We start from the raw sequence: 13,286 nt of genomic DNA, 5'->3' as shown, positions 1-13,286 counted from the left end.
CGCCAAGAATGACAACGCGAGAAGGAGCCCATCAGGTGAGTACGCAGGTCGATGTCTTCGTGGACTACGTGTGCCCGTTCAGCTTCCTGGTCGAGGGAGCGGTCGAGGAGTTGAAGCGTGACCGGGATGTGGAAGTGCGGATTCGGCCGTTCGAGCTACGGCCTGATCCGGTGCCGACTCTGCGGCCGGAGGATGAGTACCTGCCGCGGGTGTGGAAGTCCTCGGTGTATCCGATGGCCGAGCGTCTGGGCGTCGATATCACCTTGCCGTCGATTTCTCCGCAGCCGCGCACCGAGAAGGCGTTCATGGTGCTGCAGCTGGCTCAGGAACAGGGCAAGGCCGAGGAGTACACCGAGGCAATGTTCAAAGCGTTCTTCCAGGACGACCGCGATATCGGCCACGACGCCGTGATCATCGAGGTGGCGCTCTCGGTGGGCTTGGACCGCTCCCAAGTGGAAGAGGCCCTGCACAGCGATCAGCGCCGGGACCGGCAGCGCGCTGATCAGGACTATGCGGTGAACACCGTCGGGATCGAAGCGGTGCCGGGCATCGTTGTCGAGGGCCAACTGCTGCGTGGAGTGCCCAGCGCGACCCGGTTGAAGAAGGTCGTCGACCAGCTCACCGCACAGGACGTCCCTCCGAGGCCCGAGCCGTGAGGCCGGCCCGGTTGCGGGCGGTCATGGAGCGGGCGGTCGAGGAGTGCATCGCGCACGTTACGACCGGTGGTCTGCCCTTCGTCGGCGTCGTCGTGGATCAGGGCGGGGTCGTCTCCGAGTTCGGCGTCAACCGGGTGCATGAAACCGGTGACCCGAGCGCACACGCCGAGATCGTGGCGATGCGAGACGCGATGGTCTCGCACGGGATTCAAAGTCTGGCCGGGACCGCGTTGTTGGCCACCGGGGAGCCCTGCGGCATGTGCTACCGCTTCGCGATCGACCACCGCGTTGACGCCATCCACGTCGCCGTTGACCGCGATGCGGTCGCGGACTTCGGCTTCGACTACCGCGGCAGCTACCCGGCGCTGGAGATCACCGACGAGCTGCGCGCCGGCCTCCTGCGTCACCTGCCCGTTCAGCGGGGCGCAGAGCCCTTCACCAGGTACCTCCACAACTACACACTTCACGGGCGCTGACAAGGGCGCTCACACAACGAACTGACGTAAAGGAACACCATCATGAGCTGGCTCTACCTCGGCATTGCCGTCATCTTCGAAGTCGCCGTCGGCATCTCTGCCGGCAAGGCGCAGGGTTTCACCAGGCTGTGGTGGACCATCGCAACCCTGGTCAGCGGAGGGATTGCCACCTTCTTCCTCAGCCTCGCGCTGTTGACCTTCGACGTCGGCGTCGGCTACGCGCTGTGGACCTCGCTGGCCGGCGTCGGGATCGTCATCGTCGGTGCACTCTTCCTCAGCCAGCGCCTGACGTGGAAGAAGTTCCTCGGCATCGCCATCGTGATCGGCGGCGTCGTGGGGCTCAACCTCGCCAGCACCGCCTGAACCACCCCCGCGCAAACACTGTGAAAGGACATACTCCATGACCACCACGACGCACACCCCGGCATCGGGTACCGCCGAGAAGAAGACGGGCCCCTGGCTCGCCCTGCTGCTGGCCGGAGGATTCGAGGTCGGCTACGCACTCAGCGTCAACGGCAGCCAGGGATTCACCAACCTCGTCTGGTCCATCGTCGCCGTCGTCTTCTTCCTGCTCACCCTGTTCTTCCTCAGCGTCGCCCTCAAAGGCATCGACGTCGGGATCGGCTACGCCGTCTGGGCAGGCATCGGCGCCATCGGTGCCGCACTCCTGGGCCCGGTCTTCTTCGACGAGACCCTGACGATGACCAAGGCGTTCTGGCTGGCGGTCATCATCGGCGGCGTTGTGTGGCTCAAGCTCGCCGACAGCCCCAAGCTCACCGCCCACCAGACAGATTCCGAACCGGGAGCGTCCGATCAGCAGTCCTGACCATGCTGCAAGAGCAGCGCGGCGTGGGGCCGCCGGGGCGAAACGAGAAACCAGGTGTCCCCACGCCGGGTGCGGACCGCGCAGACGGGCCGGGAAAGTCACTTCCACGACAGGGACCACCGTGCCGCACGGTAACGACGGAGGGGGCGTCAATGACTGTCCAGGCAGAGCGAGATTACTACTTCTACGAGCCCGCATCCGGGACTGGGCTTCCGCACTCACCGTTCAACGCCATCATCGCGCCTCGGCCGATCGGCTGGATATCGAGCCGGAACGTCGATGGGGTGTTGAATCTGGCGCCGTACAGCTTCTTCACGGCCTTCCACTACACCCCGCCGATCATCGGATTCGCCAGCAACGGCTCGAAGGACACTCTTGCGAACGTCGAAGCGACCGGACAGTTCTGCTGGAACTTGGTCACCCGAGAACTCGCAGAAGCGATGAACGTCACCTCGGCGGCAGCGCCCCCGGAGGTCGACGAGTTCGCCCTCGCCGGCCTGACCCCCGCGCCGTCGCGCATCATCGACACCCCGCACGTCGCCGAATCCCAAGCGGTGTTCGAATGCCGCGCCACACAAATCGTCACCCTCCACACCGCCACCGGGACCCTCACCGACACCCGCGTGGTCTTCGGTGAGGTGGTGGGCGTGCATATTGACCGCGGCCTGCTGGCCGAGGGCATCTACCAGACCGCGCTGGCCGGCCCGGTCCTGCGCGGCGGCGGGCCAGGCACCTACTTCACACTCGACGAACACCACCGCTTCGACATGTTCCGCCCCGGGCCTGATGGTCGCCGATCATCGCCGTAAACAGGCCGTCCACACCGCCTAGTGAAGAATGTCGCACGAGCCGGCCTGGCGCCGCACCACGCCGTGACGGTTGCTGGTGGGGCACTCACTCCGATTGTCGTCAGGACCACGACGATCCATGCCCCGATCACACCGGTGGCTTACGACAGGGTGAAGCTCATCGCGGTCCGGTCAGGCTCGGCGATCCTGCTGAGCGAGTTCGGTGAGAAGCCGGTGAGCGCCGGCGACGTCATCCTGCTCAGTGCGAGCACGCTATGCGGGAGCGAGCCCGAGCACGCGGTCACCGTCACGACGATCTACCTCGACCGCGACTACGTCGCCGACCAGGTGTTCTGGCAGTACGCCCACCTCCTGACAGATCGCTGGGCCGCGCAGGACATCCTCGCAAAGCTGTTCTGCCCACCCGCTCAGATCCTCCGGCTCGGCAAACAACGGCTAGGAATGATCATGCCCTGGCTCGATGAGCTGACCACCCTCAGTCTCGACCGCCCCGCCCCGGAACGCTTCTACCGCGCCCAAGCGCTGCTGTTCGCCGTTCTCGACGTCATCGCTCCCTACGTGACAACGACGCCGACACCACCACCTTCGGTTCAGCGCGGCACTACACGCCGTGGCGCGCCGGAGATCCGACAACTTGCGCCGCTGCGGGAGGAGGTCCGCACCGTGATCGACCTGCTACGTGACGCACCAGCCAAGCGATGGACCCTGCGCGAGCTTGCCGCAGCCGTGCATCTCTCGCCGTCCCAGCTCGGCCGAGTATTCGTCCAGACCTACGGCAAGACACCCCTGGGCTGCCTCGCAACAATCCGGGTGGAGAACCTGACGCGACTCCTGCGACAGACCGACCTCCCCATCGAGGCCGCGATGCGTGAAGTGGGATGGCACAGCCGTGGACATGCCGCCCGGGTGTTCCGCGAGGCCGTCGGCGTCACCCCGAGTCGGTACCGACGCCTCGTCCACGAAGGACCGTCCACAGGACATTCGCATCTTCCCATAGGCGGCCAGCAAAGCTGCCCGCTCACGGGCACGACCCTGTAGCGGCCAGCCACCGCCGCCCCGCTGCATAACGATCGTGAGGCTACCGGCGCAGTGCGCACCTGACGTGCATGACGGTCTCGATGCGGGTGATGAGCGCCGGCGACGGCCACAAGTATCTGCTTCGTAGCGTGGTCGCCGCGGATGGCGACCGCTCGCTCTCCACTCCGTTGACGCGGTATTACGCGGAGGAAGGTACCCCACCGGGGCAGTGGCTCGGCTCTGGGGTCGCCGCGCTCGGCAAGGGTCAGCTCGCGGTCGGTGATCGGGTGTCGGAGGCCCAGCTTCAGCTCGTGATGGGGATGGGCCGTGATCCGATCACCGGCGACCCGCTCGGCCTCGCGTTCCCGGTCTACAAGTCGGTTCCGGAGCGGGTCGAGGCGCGGATCGCCGATCTCGACCCATCGCTGAGTCCGGGCGCGAAAGGTGAGGCGGTCGCGCGGATCGAGGCCGAGGAGGCCGAGCGTGGGAAGCGTCGTGCGGTGGCGGGGTTCGACTTCACGTTCTCGGTCCCGAAGTCGGCCTCGGCGTTGTGGGCGGTGGCCGACGCCGGCACCCAGGCGTTGATCGGGGAGGCGCATCATCGGGCGGTTGCGGAGGTGGTTGCGTTCATGGAGCGGGAGGTTGCGGCCACCCGCACCGGTGCAACCGCGGGCGACGGGGCCGTTGCGCAGGTCGATGTCGCCGGCTTGGTGGCGACGGCGTTCGATCACTTCGACTCCCGCTCGGGTGATCCTCATCTGCACACCCATGTCGTGATCAGCAACAAGGTGCAGACCGTGCTGGACGGGAAGTGGCGGAGCTTGGATGGGCGGCCGATGCACGCCGCGGTGGTCGCCCTGTCGGAGCTGCACGAGGCGGTGTTCGCCGACCACATGACCCGCAGCTTCGGCGTCGAATGGGAGGCTCGCGACATGGGCCGGGACCGCAATCCCGCCTGGGCGATCAGCAGCGTGCCGGAGGAGCTGGTAGCCGAGTTCTCCACCCGAGCGCGGCACATCGAGGTGGAGAAGGACCGACTGATCGCCGACTACGTCGCCCGGCACGGCCGCCAGCCCTCGACGGCGACGATCATCAAGCTCCGCGCCCAAGCCACCCTCGCCACGCGTCCGGAGAAGAAGGTCCGGTCGCTTGCCGACCTCACCACCGAGTGGCGCACCCGCGCCGCCGGAGTGCTCGGAACCGACGCGACGGCCTGGGCGCGTGAGGTGACAGACAACGACAAGCCGTTGCTGTTGCGCGCTGACGACGTGCCTTTGGACGTGGTCGCCGATCTCGGCCGGAGCGTGGTCGGCGTGGTGGGTGAGAAGCGCTCGACGTGGCGGCGGTGGAACCTGATGGCCGAGGCGTCCCGGCAGACTATGGGGTGGCGCTTCGCGTCCATGCAGGACCGGGAGGCGATCGTCGCGATGGTCGCCGACGCCGCCGAAGCTGTGTCGTTGCGGCTGACACCGCCGGACCTGGCGACCAGCCCAGCCGTGTTCCGCCGCGTGGACGGCACCAGCGTGTTCCGGCCGAAGCACTCGACCGTGTTCTCCTCCGAGGAACTCCTCGCGGCCGAGGACCGGCTGCTCGACCGCACCCGCACCCTGACCGCGCCGACCGTGTCGGTGGCGACGGTCGAGAAGATCACCACCAAGCCCGACCGTCAGGGACGGATGCTCGGTGCCGACCAGGCGGAGGCGCTGACACGCATCGCGGTCTCCGGGCGCTTGCTCGACGTGCTGGTCGGCCCGGCCGGCGCCGGGAAGACGACGGCGATGTCGGCGTTGCGGCGGGCGTGGGAGAAGGCGCACGGTGCCGGGTCCGTGGTCGGGCTGGCACCGTCCGCGGTGGCCGCGCAGGTCCTCGCCGAGGACTTGGGAATCGCGACGGAGAACACGGCGAAGTGGTGGCAGAACCACCTCGTCCACGGCACCGACTTCCAGGCGGGTCAGCTTGTCATCATCGATGAAGCCTCTCTGGCCGGCACGCTCTCGTTGGAGCGGATCACGCACCTGGCCGAGCGGGCCGGGGCGAAGGTGTTGCTGGTGGGCGACTTCGCCCAGCTCCAGTCGGTGGACGCCGGTGGCGCGTTCGGGCTCCTCGTGGGTGACCGGGACGATGCGCCCGAGCTGGTCGACGTGCACCGGTTCACCAACGAGTGGGAGAAGACCGCCTCCCTGGCACTGCGCCACGGTCGCACGCAGGTGATCGACACCTACCTCGCCCACGACCGCATCCACGACGGCGACGCCGAGGCGATGACCGACGCCGCCTACACCGCCTGGCGCGCCGACCGGAACCAAGGCTTGGTGTCGGTGCTGGTCGCCGAGACCCGCGACCACGTGAGCGCCCTCAACCAGCGCGCTCGTGCCGATCTGATTCTCGACGGCACGTTGACACCTGGTCGGGAGGTCGAGCTTAACGACGGCACCACTGCTGGGGTCGGGGACACGATCATCACCCGCCGCAACGACCGCCGCCTCCGCAACGGGAAGACGTGGGTGCGCAACGGTGACACCTGGACCATCACCGGCGTCCGCGACGACGGCTCGGTCACGATCCGCAAGACCGGCCACCGGTTCGGCGGCTCAATTGCCCTCCCCGCCTCCTACGTGGCCGATCACGTCGATCTGGGATACGCGGTCACCGCCCACAGGGCGCAAGGCGTCACTGTCGATACCGCGCATGTGCTGGTGGAGCCGACCACGACGAGGGAGAACTTCTACGTCGCGATGACCCGCGGCAAGCAGTCCAACCACGCCTACGTGATGCTCGACCGGGCCGACGAGCACGCCCAGCCGCATCCCGGTGAGAATCCCGACGCCACCGGCCGGTCGGTGTTGTTCGGGGTGCTCCAGCATGTGGGTGCTGAGTTGTCCGCGCACCAGACCATCACTGCCGAACAGGAGAACTGGGGGTCGATCGCCCAGCTCGCCGCCGAGTACGAGACCATCGCCGCCGCAGCCCAACGAGACCGCTGGGCCACCCTCATCCGATCCGCCGGCCTCACCGCCGAACAAGCCGACACCGCGATCGAGTCCGAGGCGTTCGGCGCACTCACCGCCGAACTGCTCCGCGCCGAGGCCAACCACCACAACGTCGACACCCTGTTTCCGCGCCTGGTCGCCGCGCGCGGATTCACCGACGCCGACGACATCGCCTCCGTGCTGCACTACCGCGTTGCGCGCGCCACCGCCCGCCCGGCGGGCTCGGGTCGTGCTCGCAAGACGCCGCGGCTGATCGCCGGACTGATCCCGGCTGCGGACGGCCCGATGACCGACGATATGCGGCAGGCCCTCGATGAGCGGCGCGAGATGATCGAAGCTCGCGCTGATGCCGTGCTCGACACCGCACGCGAGACCGGCGAAGCGTGGGTGCAGCATCTTGGCGAGCCACCCCGCGATCAGCGCCAAGCCGCTGCGTGGCGACGTTACGGGCGCACCGTTGCGGCCTACCGCGACAGATACGGCGTCACGGATGCCCGACCTCTGGGACCGCCGCCGCAGTCCACGGCGCAGAGCATTGACGCCGCCCGTGCACGAACTGCTTTCGATCGAGCACGTGGCTTCATCATCCAAGCGAGCGATGTACCGCAGCATTCACCGGGACGCGAGGACATCGAGCGCTCGTTGTAAGTGTGGCGCAATTCGGCACTTCCGAAGCTTGCAGTCGACTTGATTCGATTGTGAGGGTCAGCCGTTGCCGAACGGCGTCGCTGATGATTCGCCATCGCCATCGCCATCACCTTCGCCGGTCGGCCAGGGATACGCATTCCAAGCGTTCAGCAGAATCGGATTCTCGGTATCAGCGTTCTTACCGATGTCACGCAGGCTGACGACACCTCCTGCACTCTTCGCTAAAGCGTGACAAATCCCGGCTGCCGGGACTGGTCATGGCGAGTGATTTTCCAGGCCAGGGACGCTCTCGGAACGCTGCTCCTGGCGGCTCGCCGTGCAGCGTCTCAGGGCTATGGCGGCGTTCGTGCAGGTGGCGGCGCCCCTTTTGCCACCCGGGCGATAGGCGGGCTATTGTCACGATAGACGGGCGAGCCAGGAGGCCTAGATGGACGATCAGGACCGGATGCCGCGAAGCCTGTCAGCGCTGTCGTTGATCACCTCGGGGGTGGGCCTGGTCCGGCCCGAGGAACAGGTGCTGGACGCGATGCTCGACGGCTGGGAACGGCAGATGCTCGCCCGGAACCTCTCCGTGGTCACAGTCCGCAACCGGCGTGCGCAGGTGCGCGCGTTCGTTGAGCATTCCAACGAGTACCCGTGGACCTGGATGCCCCGCCACGCCGATGAGTGGTTCGCCGATCTGCGGTCGGTGAAAGGCCTTGCCCTGTCCACGATCCGGAACTACCAGGTCGGGTTGCGGATCTTCGGGGGGTACGTCACCGACCCTGCCTACGAGTGGCCGCTGGTGTGCCAGGAACGGTTCGACGCGGTCCCCACGCAGGTCCTCAACGAGGTGAACAGCGCAGCGCACGTGGCCGACTACGAGGGGCTGCCGACCCGCCGGGCGTTCACCCTCGCCGAGCTGGAGTCACTGTTCGCGCACGTCGACGCGACCGCGATGGACCGGGCCGCCCGCGGCACCAAAGGGTGGGCCTCGGTGTTCCGGGACGGGGTGATCTTCAAGCTCGCCTACGGGTACGGGATGCGGCGCAATGAGGTCCGCATGCTCGACGTCACCGACTTCTCGCCCAACCCGCACGCCCCGGAGTTCGGCGCTTTCGGGGTCCTGCTGATCCGTCACGGTAAGGCCCAGCGGGGCTCAGCCCCCAAACGGCGCAGCGTGCTCACGGTGTGGCCCTGGACGGTGGACGTGGTCCAGCAGTACCTGCAGGAGGTCCGGCCCCTGCTGCACACCAACGGCGGCGACGCCCTGTTCCCTACCGAGCGGGGCGAGCGGATCGCTGGGGAGGTCCTGTCCCGGCGGCTGCGCGCCTACTGCGACGAGCTGGGTCTGAACCCGGCGTTGACCTTCCACTCCCTGCGCCGCTCCTACGTCACGACGTTGATGGAGCAAGGTTTCGAGCTGAGATTCGTCCAGGACCAGGTCGGGCACGACTACGGCTCGACCACGAGCCTGTACACCTGCGTGTCCTCCGACTTCCGCGTCCGCACCCTGCGCCGCGCCCTGGACGCCGATATCGCCCAAGCACTGGCCCGCACCCCCACCGAGAAAACTCTGGAAGGAACCCGCTGATGGCCCAGCTGTGGAACACGACCTACACCTGGCGACTGCGCGCACTGATGGCCGAGCGCGGCATGTACATGACCACCGACATCATCCCGCACCTGGCCGAGCACGGGATCAACCTGTCCAGCTCCCAGGCCCACCGCCTGGTCACCGGCACCCCCGAACGGCTCAACCTGCACGTCCTGTCCGCGCTCTGCCACATCCTGGGCGTGACCTCCGACGAGCTCATCGACAGCCAGACCCACCTCATCGGTGTCCGTCCCCAGGCCGTCGGCGACCCCCACCCCCGCCGTAACCAGACCAGTCCACCAGTGCGCCCGGTCCACGTCCGGCTGACCACCACGGACACACCCGAGCAGAGGTGAACCAGCAGGCCCGCCCCGACAGTTCGTGTGCCCGCTGCGCCCGCCCGCTCCGGCCACCAGCACCCCCGGGCTCGACCACCAGCAGCCGCCGGCCAGGGTTCGTGGTCGCCGTCCGGAACTGGCCCGAGGGTCCGGTCTGCTCCGGCTGCTACGCCAAGGCCCGCGAGACTTACGGAACCTGCCCCGGATGCGGCACCCACCGGCTTCTGCCTGGACTGGACCAAGGACGCACGGTGTGCACCGACTGCGCCGGCGGCATCGGCAACTTCACCTGCACCCGGTGCGGACAAGAAGGATGGAACCACTACAAGAACACCTGCGGACGGTGCGTGCTGACAGACCGGTTGACCGCCGCCCTTGACGACGGCACCGGCACCGTGGCCCCCGCCCTGCAACCGCTGCTGGAGCACCTGGTGGCCATGCCCCGCCCCCGCACCGGGATCCTGTGGCTCACCAAACCACACACCACCAGGTTGCTCGACGCCCTGGCCACCGGCCAGGTCGACCTCACCCACGACGGTCTGGCCACGCTCCAGCCTTACCGCGCGGTCGCGCACCTGCGCCAGCTTCTCATCGCCGCCGGCGTCCTGCCCGAGGTCGACCCAACCCTGCGCCGCGTCCAGGAATGGACCACCGTCTACCTGAACGATCAGGTCGACCCCGACGTGCGGCCCGTGCTGGAACGCTACGCCCGCTGGCAGCTTCATCGGCGACTACGCCAAGACGCCGACCGGGCAATGCTGCACCCCTACCGAGACCAGAACACCCGCGTCGCGCTACGACAGACCAACGCCTTCCTCACCTGGCTGCGAGGCCAGGAGCAGAACCTGGACACACTCACCCAGGACGATCTGGACCGCTGGGTCAGCGACCACAAGCAATGGCAGCGCGCCCCGGTAGCAGCCTTCCTGGCCTGGGCGGCCCGTCGCGGCCTGGCCCCGCCCCTGCGCATCACGCCCAGCGTGCACCAGCAGATCCGACCCATCAGCCAGGCGGACCGCCTGGACTGGCTACGCCGCGCCGCCCTGGACGACTCCCTCGACCACCGCGACCGGGTCGTTCTCGCACTGATGCTCCTCTACGCCCAACCCCTGGGTCGCCTCGCACAGCTGCGCACCAAAGACATCACCCGCGGCGAGGACGCAGCGGTCAAGATCCACCTGGGTACACCACCAGCCCCCGTCCCAGCCCCCTTCGACCAGCTCCTCACCGACTACCTCACCACTCACCGTTCCCCCACCGCCGCAAACCCCGACAGCCACTGGCTGTTCCCAGGCCGACGCGGCACCCAGCCCGTGCACCCCACCACCCTGCGACTACGCCTCGAACACCTCGGCCTTCAACCCCGGGCAGCCCGTGCCAGCACCCTGTCCCGTCTGACCCTCCAAGCGCCCCCAGCCATCGTCAGCCAGATGCTCGGCTACCACATCAACACCACCGAACGTCGCGCCCAAGAAGCCGGCAGCACCTGGGCCCGATACCCCAGCACCCGCGAAAGCAGCGGATGAGGTCCATCCCTCCTGTGGCTGTCTGCCGCGCGCCTCGCGGCATGAGCGGACGTCATCCACAGGCTGCGTCCTCAGGGCGGCGGCGCGTGCTTTGGTGAGGTGCTTGGATGCTGGGGTGGAGTTCTTTGACGGTTTCTCCCTGGAGCGTGTGGAGCTCGACAACGAGGTAAGTCTCCGGGTGCGTCATCGCGGCCACGGTCCCGCGGTCGTGCTGCTGCACGGGCATCCGCGCACTCACACGACGTGGTACCGGGTCGCGCCGGCGTTGGTGGAGGCCGGGTTCACCGTCGTGTGCCCAGACCTGCGCGGCTACGGTCAATCTCGGGGACCGCAGCCAGACGCGGACCATGTCGGCTACTGCGACCGGGAGATGGCGCGCGATGTAGCGGCCCTGATGTCCCGTCTCGGCCACGACACGTTCTCCGTCGTGGGTCACGACCGCGGCAGCTACGTCGCCTACCGCACTGCCCTGGACCACCCTGACCGGGTGGCCCGGCTGGCCGTCCTGGACAGTGTCCCCATCGTCGAGGCGCTGGAGCGCGCCGACGCGCGCTTCGCCGAGGCCTGGTGGCACTGGTTCTTCGCATCCTCCGACCAGGCCGAGCGAGTGATCACCGCCGACCCGTTGGCGTGGTACCGCCCCGACCCGGAGTCGATGGGGCTCGAGAACTACGAGGACATGGTGACCGCCATCAGGCAGCCATCAACGGTACGAGCCATGCTCGAGGACTACCGGGCCGGCCTCCACGTGGACCGGGCAACTGACGAGAGTGATCGAGAAGCTGGCCGAAAGATCGCCTGCCCCACGCTGGTGGCGTGGTCCAGCCTCGACGACATGGGCCAGCTCTACGGCGACCCCTCGGTGATCTGGCGAGCCTGGTGCGAGCAGGATCCCGTCTCCGCCGTCATCGAATCCGGACACCACATGGCCGAGGAGAATCCCGCCCAGCTGACCCACACCCTCCTGACCTTCCTCACCAGCCCATAGACAAGCAGACACCCGCCCCGCCAACCCCCATGCAGGGGTGCACGCTGCATCCCACCGTCAACCGCCACGCCCGTTCTCTGTGCGGCAGGTCCGGAAGTTCGATCGCCCAAGTGGAGGCGTGCGAGACTCGTCAGGTGACCTTCACGACCCTACAAGCGCTGGACGGTGCGACCGCACGCCTCGTTTGCCGCGATCGCTGACCTGGTCCGTTCTGAGATCGCTCCCCAGCCTAGGCGGGGGCTGAGTTACTCGGCGGCGGGTGGGGCGCCGTCGTCGAGGTCCCGCATCTGCCGCACTGGAGACAGGGCGACGGGAAGGGTGGAAGCCGCCATCGCGGCCGTGCCCAGCGCGGCGGCAAGCCATCCCCCGACAGCCGAGATCAGCCAGCCTCCCAAGAGTGCACCGATTGCGAGGGCGCCCCAGGAGAGCATGCGGTAGCTGGCGTTGACCCTCCCGCGGAGTTCCTCGGGAACCGTGACCTGACGGACGGTGACGGCCTGGGAGTTCGCGACTCCGGTGCCGAACCCGGACGCGAAGAAGGCCGCGGCGAGGACCACCAGGGACGTCACGGAGGTGTCGGAGCTGAACAGCACGCCGACCAGCGGCGCCGTGTTGCCCACGAGCATGGCCGTGACAAGGGATCGCCCGTACCCGAACCGCTCGGTCAGTTGCGCACTAATGCCCGCCCCGAGGAAGGCACCGAGTCCGCCGGCCATGAAGATCAGCCCGAGCATGAGGGGGCCATCTTGTCGGAGATCCACGATCAGGACGGTCAGGGCAAGCATGAAGACCTCGTTGCCCAGGTTCCAGATCGTCGCCTCCGCGGCAAGAGCCCGAACGACTCGGTGGCGAAGTAGGGCCATGAACCCCTCCCGAGCCTGCTGTCGAGCCGAAGCGCCAGGAGCCGGCGCAGGCGGCTCGGGGGTCTCAATACGTCGCAGCAACAGGACGGAGAGGAGCCGCCCCGCCCCGTTGATCGCGACGGCGAACGGTGCCGTGATCCACTGGACAAGCGCGCCGCCGACTCCGGAGCCCCCGATGCCGATCGCCGAGTAAGTGGCTGTCATCTTCGCGTTCGCATCCGGAAGCGCGGCCCTGCTGACCACGTGGGGGGTGAAGGAGAAGTCCGCGAGCATGTGCAGCACGGACATCGCCCCCAGCAGTGCGGCCGCGGCGACCAGGACTGGCACGGTGAGCCACCCGGCCAATGCTGTGCCGGCGATACCGAGCAGAGTGATCCCGCTGACCATCTCCGCCGTGATCATCAGTCGCCGCCGCCTCCACCGGTCGACCAGCACGCCCAGCCAGAGGGTCAGCACCAGGTACGGCAGGAACGTCGCGGCTCGTACCCAGGACAGCTCTTCGGCCGAGGCCCCCAACCACACCAGAGCGAGAACCGGCAGGGCGAGCTCGCCGATCTCACCGCCCAAGGCTGA

Annotated in this window: 12 protein-coding genes; 11 read left to right on the top strand and 1 reads right to left on the bottom strand. The window is 67.8% G+C overall.

From position 1 onward, the window contains the following. Nucleotides 1-35 precede the first annotated feature (35 nt). From AC3D3D_RS06735 to AC3D3D_RS06685, 11 genes are all read left to right on the top strand, one after another. A complete protein-coding gene (locus AC3D3D_RS06735; protein WP_463662538.1) occupies nt 36-656 on the top strand; it encodes a DsbA family oxidoreductase in 621 nt (206 codons plus the stop codon). Then, on the top strand, nt 653-1,132 hold the full coding sequence (locus AC3D3D_RS06730) for a deaminase (protein ID WP_463662539.1): 480 nt from the start codon (nt 653-655) through the stop codon (nt 1,130-1,132). Before AC3D3D_RS06735 ends, AC3D3D_RS06730 begins: the two co-directional genes overlap by 4 nt. A gap of 42 nt (nt 1,133-1,174) precedes the next feature. Further along, nucleotides 1,175-1,495, top strand: a complete 321-nt coding sequence (locus AC3D3D_RS06725) for a DMT family transporter (RefSeq protein ID WP_188550653.1) — start codon at nt 1,175-1,177, stop codon at nt 1,493-1,495. Nucleotides 1,496-1,532: 37 nt separating this feature from the next. After that, on the top strand, nt 1,533-1,958 hold the full coding sequence (locus AC3D3D_RS06720) for a DMT family transporter (RefSeq protein WP_188550652.1): 426 nt from the start codon (nt 1,533-1,535) through the stop codon (nt 1,956-1,958). A gap of 152 nt (nt 1,959-2,110) precedes the next feature. After that, nucleotides 2,111-2,767: a flavin reductase family protein gene (locus AC3D3D_RS06715; RefSeq protein WP_463662540.1), complete on the top strand. Its 657-nt coding sequence runs from the start codon at nt 2,111-2,113 to the stop codon at nt 2,765-2,767. A 93-nt stretch (nt 2,768-2,860) separates the two neighbouring features. Further along, the gene (locus tag AC3D3D_RS06710; protein WP_463662670.1) at nt 2,861-3,805 is read left to right on the top strand and encodes a helix-turn-helix domain-containing protein; all 945 of its coding nucleotides are present in this window, start codon (nt 2,861-2,863) and stop codon (nt 3,803-3,805) included. Nucleotides 3,806-3,873: 68 nt separating this feature from the next. Then, a complete protein-coding gene (gene mobF, locus AC3D3D_RS06705; protein WP_463662541.1) occupies nt 3,874-7,422 on the top strand; it encodes a MobF family relaxase in 3,549 nt (1,182 codons plus the stop codon). 427 nt (nt 7,423-7,849) lie between these two features. Continuing rightward, nucleotides 7,850-8,995, top strand: a complete 1,146-nt coding sequence (locus AC3D3D_RS06700) for a tyrosine-type recombinase/integrase (RefSeq protein ID WP_463662542.1) — start codon at nt 7,850-7,852, stop codon at nt 8,993-8,995. Next, on the top strand, nt 8,995-9,354 hold the full coding sequence (locus AC3D3D_RS06695; protein ID WP_463662543.1) for a helix-turn-helix domain-containing protein: 360 nt from the start codon (nt 8,995-8,997) through the stop codon (nt 9,352-9,354). The genes AC3D3D_RS06700 and AC3D3D_RS06695 overlap by 1 nt, the downstream gene beginning before the upstream one ends. A 233-nt stretch (nt 9,355-9,587) precedes the next feature. Next, complete coding sequence (locus AC3D3D_RS06690) at nt 9,588-10,862, top strand: hypothetical protein (RefSeq protein ID WP_463662544.1); 1,275 nt, start codon at nt 9,588-9,590, stop codon at nt 10,860-10,862. 115 nt (nt 10,863-10,977) lie between these two features. Continuing rightward, nucleotides 10,978-11,850: an alpha/beta fold hydrolase gene (locus tag AC3D3D_RS06685; RefSeq protein WP_463662545.1), complete on the top strand. Its 873-nt coding sequence runs from the start codon at nt 10,978-10,980 to the stop codon at nt 11,848-11,850. 245 nt (nt 11,851-12,095) lie between these two features. On the opposite strand, the gene AC3D3D_RS06680 is transcribed toward AC3D3D_RS06685, so the two are convergent. Continuing rightward, on the bottom strand, nt 12,096-13,280 hold the full coding sequence (locus AC3D3D_RS06680) for an MFS transporter (RefSeq protein ID WP_488512584.1): 1,185 nt from the start codon (nt 13,278-13,280) through the stop codon (nt 12,096-12,098). Between the last annotated feature and the right edge of the window lie 6 nt (nt 13,281-13,286).

The sequence above is a fragment of the Georgenia sp. X1117 genome, assembly GCF_057784635.1.
Note: the sequence above shows the minus strand (reverse complement) of the source record. Positions and strands in the feature narration are given on the sequence as shown.

What these genes read in the sequence shown, in the direction of transcription:
- AC3D3D_RS06720 (WP_188550652.1), top strand. Translation starts at nt 1,533, where the DNA reads ATGACCACCACGACGCACACCCCGGCATCGGGTACCGCCGAGAAGAAG.
- AC3D3D_RS06700 (WP_463662542.1), top strand. Translation starts at nt 7,850, where the DNA reads ATGGACGATCAGGACCGGATGCCGCGAAGCCTGTCAGCGCTGTCGTTG.
- mobF (WP_463662541.1), top strand. Translation starts at nt 3,874, where the DNA reads ATGACGGTCTCGATGCGGGTGATGAGCGCCGGCGACGGCCACAAGTAT.
- AC3D3D_RS06715 (WP_463662540.1), top strand. Translation starts at nt 2,111, where the DNA reads ATGACTGTCCAGGCAGAGCGAGATTACTACTTCTACGAGCCCGCATCC.
- AC3D3D_RS06695 (WP_463662543.1), top strand. Translation starts at nt 8,995, where the DNA reads ATGGCCCAGCTGTGGAACACGACCTACACCTGGCGACTGCGCGCACTG.
- AC3D3D_RS06725 (WP_188550653.1), top strand. Translation starts at nt 1,175, where the DNA reads ATGAGCTGGCTCTACCTCGGCATTGCCGTCATCTTCGAAGTCGCCGTC.